The 3,575-nt window shown below is 47.1% G+C and carries 3 protein-coding genes; all 3 read right to left on the bottom strand.

All coding sequences use genetic code 11. The annotated features are described in order from the left end of the window. On the bottom strand, positions 1-228 hold a 228-nt coding region (locus VIM87_RS12135), incomplete at its 3' end, for a hypothetical protein (protein WP_331997248.1). 459 nt (positions 229-687) lie between these two features. Continuing rightward, on the bottom strand, positions 688-3,207 hold the full coding sequence (locus VIM87_RS12140; RefSeq protein ID WP_331997249.1) for a DUF5686 and carboxypeptidase regulatory-like domain-containing protein: 2,520 nt from the start codon (positions 3,205-3,207) through the stop codon (positions 688-690). A 19-nt stretch (positions 3,208-3,226) separates the two neighbouring features. Then, positions 3,227-3,575 (bottom strand): hypothetical protein (locus tag VIM87_RS12145; RefSeq protein ID WP_331997250.1); only part of this gene is annotated, 349 nt, incomplete at its 5' end.

The raw sequence follows: 3,575 nt of genomic DNA on the forward strand, positions 1-3,575 counted from the left end.
GATCATACACAGGTATCCTGCAAAACCAAGGGTCAGGGATTCCTGGATGTAGGCCCATTCATAGCTTTTTGCTAAAGAGGCGATGACAGCCAGTAACATACCTACAATAAACATTACTAATGCAATCTTTTTCCTGCGAAGCTGCTTTATTTTTTTGTTCCTGAAAAGCGGATTGTGGCTGCGGCGATACACAGCTTGGGGAATAAATGAAGTAAAATTCTGTTTCATAAGGGGTGTATTTCGGGTTAATGCTGAGTAGCTTATGACGTTTCACAATGACGCCTCAAAATTAACACATTGGTGTTAGCAAAACAAGTCCACAATCCGGCTTTTTTTGGGGCAATTTTTCCCACGGTAACCTGACAGTTATGCAGTGCTATCTCCCTAACACCCCTATTATTAAGTATTTGATAATGACCAGCTTGATAAAACACCCCCTGCTTTGGCATTCTTTTTGAAATATTGGTTCATAACAAGCAAAACTGGTGTAACCCAAAAATGTTAATTTTTATGAGTACAATTCTTCTTTCGATCTTTTACTTCATTATAGCTTTTTTAGCTTATCGCGTTCTTGCGTTCTTTTATGACGACAGCAAAGAAGTGAGCAAAAGGAAAATGAGTAAAAACTAAAAAAGCACAAAAAAGCAAAGGGTTCATGCTCTTTGCTTTTTTTCTTTACCTGCTTTTTTATCTGCGTCTGAACAGGGCGCCGCCCAATAGTCCTCCGAAGCCGGCCCGCACCCCGATGCGTGTAGCATCCTTACTCTGGTAACCGGCTATCACATCTACCCTTATCAGCTTAAAGATATTCTCCAGCCCCGCAAATACTTCCACATAATTATTATCACTGTTAATGTAAAATGCATTGGCGCCTGCTACCAGGTTCCATTTTAAACGGTTCAGCAAGGGGATCTTGTTGGTGAGCAGGCCGTTGAAATGATGTTCCAGGTTTAGCGTGGTATAAAAAGAGGCAATGTTGCTGTACTTATAGTAGGGCGCCAGCTGAAAGCTGTTCAGGTAGCGGATGTTGTAGAACGTTTGGTTGCCGTTAAAGTGCGTGTAATCCGGAATGCCAACCTCTTTACTATTCAGGAAGCCACCGGCAGCCAGGCGGTAACGCAGCTCGCCAAACAGCTTAAAGTTCATGTTGTCCGATACCTGGGCATTCCATTTATCGTAATCCACATCACTGCCTGCCCAGCCATGAATACCTTTTGTGTAGCCTACCTCAAACCGTGGGTATTTAGCGCCAATGGCCACTTTACGGTCGGGCAGCTCAATGTACCGCTGACCGGGCTGGAAGCTGAAATTCAGGTTCATGATCAGCGCCTGGTGGCGTACAAAAGGTACATCTGCCAGCTCATAGGGATGATTGGGCAGGAAGGTTTTACTGCTGTTCTTAAATACTACAAAGCCGGTGGTATTTTCCAATGGGATACGATCCTCATACAAAAATCCTACATCCACAGCAGCGTTACTTTCAAAGCTGCGGCGGAAAGAAAAGCTGCCGAACCAGTTCTCGTACAGCTTCATGTAATTCTCTTTCAACAATAAGGTATATACCTCGTTGGTAAGCGGGTCAATGGGCTCCTGCTTATTGAACTGGGATACGCGTTTACCACCGGCCGCCTTCCAGGTGTTGCTGCCATAACGGTGGTTCAGGCGCGATTCCTGGTTCCAGGTAACTTCCGTATAGGCGTTCAGGTGGGTATTGCTGAAACCATATCGCAGGAAGGGCGCTATCTTTAAGTCCTGGTCTTTGGGAAGGTCCAGGGTAAGACTGGGCTCTACGCTCAGCACCAGCCCTTCTACCGTATTATATTCCAGCTGTGTAAGCAAAGGGCGCATGGCCAGCTGGTGGTAAGGCAAAGCGCTGTCGCGCCGGAAATAATAGTTATGTTTTACACCGCCCCAGAAGAACTGCTGCAGCTTAACAGGCGGCTGGTGCTTACGCAGTGAATCCAGGTGATGGGATGACACTGCACTGTCGCGCCGTGCCTGTGCGGCGCTGTCCTTTTCATGAAAATCCTTTACTTCCTCCTTTTCCAGCGGTACGGGGCGAATGCTGTCCCAGTAAGCGATCTTCTTATCATTAAAAGCGGTATCGTATTTCATCAGCACATTGTTGAAATACTTAGGCGGAAAATTGGGATGAATATCGTAGTTAGAGTACACGTTCACAAAGTTGCCGATCATATCAAACCCGAACTGTTTCAGGGAAATGGTGATCAACTGATCTTTCATGCGCCATACAGCGGAATCAACGGGTACATGCGTTTGGCGGATCTGCAGCGTATCCATCAGCTCCAGCTGGTAATCGCGGGTTAATAGCAGGTTGGTGCTGTGAATGCGCCAGTTATCATCTGTAATAAAAATATACCCGGAAAACAGCGGCTCAAATTTACGTTTAGGGATCACCTGGATCTTATTCACCGTATAACCATCTTCAGTGAACACACCTTCCAGGTGATATTTATAATAGGCCAGCGCATTATCTGCAATGGGTGAAATATATCCGCGTGGGCTGAACTGCGTAATAACTGCCGACACGTTATTATCGTAGAAATTAATATAGGCCGGGAAGCTGAAACCAAAGCCGCCACCGCTCTGGCGGGAGGATAATACCTGCAGCTTTACCTTATCCGGCCGCTTAACCGATAGCTTCGTGAGCGATTCTGACAGGAACACAATGCCCCTGCCGGTGGAGTCCACGCCAATGTCCTGCTTATCTACTTTTTGCCCGAAGAACCTTTCCGGTACATTACGCAGCTTGAACATTCCTTTGATATAGGTATTACAGGTGAACTCCTGTACCTGCTGCTGATAGAAGGGCCTTTTTTTAATGGCCTGCCGGATGATGGCATAGGCCGGATCTTCGCCATTGCCTTTTACGATCACTTCACGGATCTGCATGCTTACAGGCTGCAGCTGAAAATCCAGCTGCAGGGTGCCTGCCAGCGTTACGGACTTCTCTGTTTTACGGTAACCTATATACTGACATACCACGGTATAAGCGCCATCCGGCAGCTCCAGGTGATATTGGCCATCGGCATTGGTGGTAGTGCCCTGGGTAGTACCTTTTATAAACAGGGTAGCAAAAGGCAGGGCCTCTCCCCTTTCATTGGTGATACGGCCACGGATAATGCCTGCCTGGCAATAGCAGGTAACACATAACAATATGGCAAAGGCGGGTAATGAACGAAGCATTTAAACGAAATATGGTTAGTTATTTGGCTACAGCTACCGGCGGGCGCAAAGCTTTACGCAGCAGGCTGCCGGTTAAACCGCCCATACCGCCTACCAGGCCGCCGATGAAGGAGCTTACTACGCCTATCAATACAGGGCTGCGCATTTGCAGGAAGATCAGGCTAACCTTGTTAGCCAGGATATGATCATTACGTACATCGCGGAAGAAGGCAAGGGCCAGCCATAACAGGAATATGGAAATGAACCCGTAAACAAAGCCTTTGCCTGCAGACATAGGCATAATGAGGGCTACGAGGAAAGGGGCCAGTACTATGGACCACCAGTCGAGGAATAAACCGCCCGCATAGCTCAGGGCAACAATGAGGATT

It is taken from the genome of Chitinophaga sp. (assembly GCF_036569125.1).
GTDB lineage: Bacteria > Bacteroidota > Bacteroidia > Chitinophagales > Chitinophagaceae > Chitinophaga.

What these genes read in the sequence shown, in the direction of transcription:
- VIM87_RS12140 (WP_331997249.1), bottom strand. Translation starts at nt 3,207, where the DNA reads ATGCTTCGTTCATTACCCGCCTTTGCCATATTGTTATGTGTTACCTGC.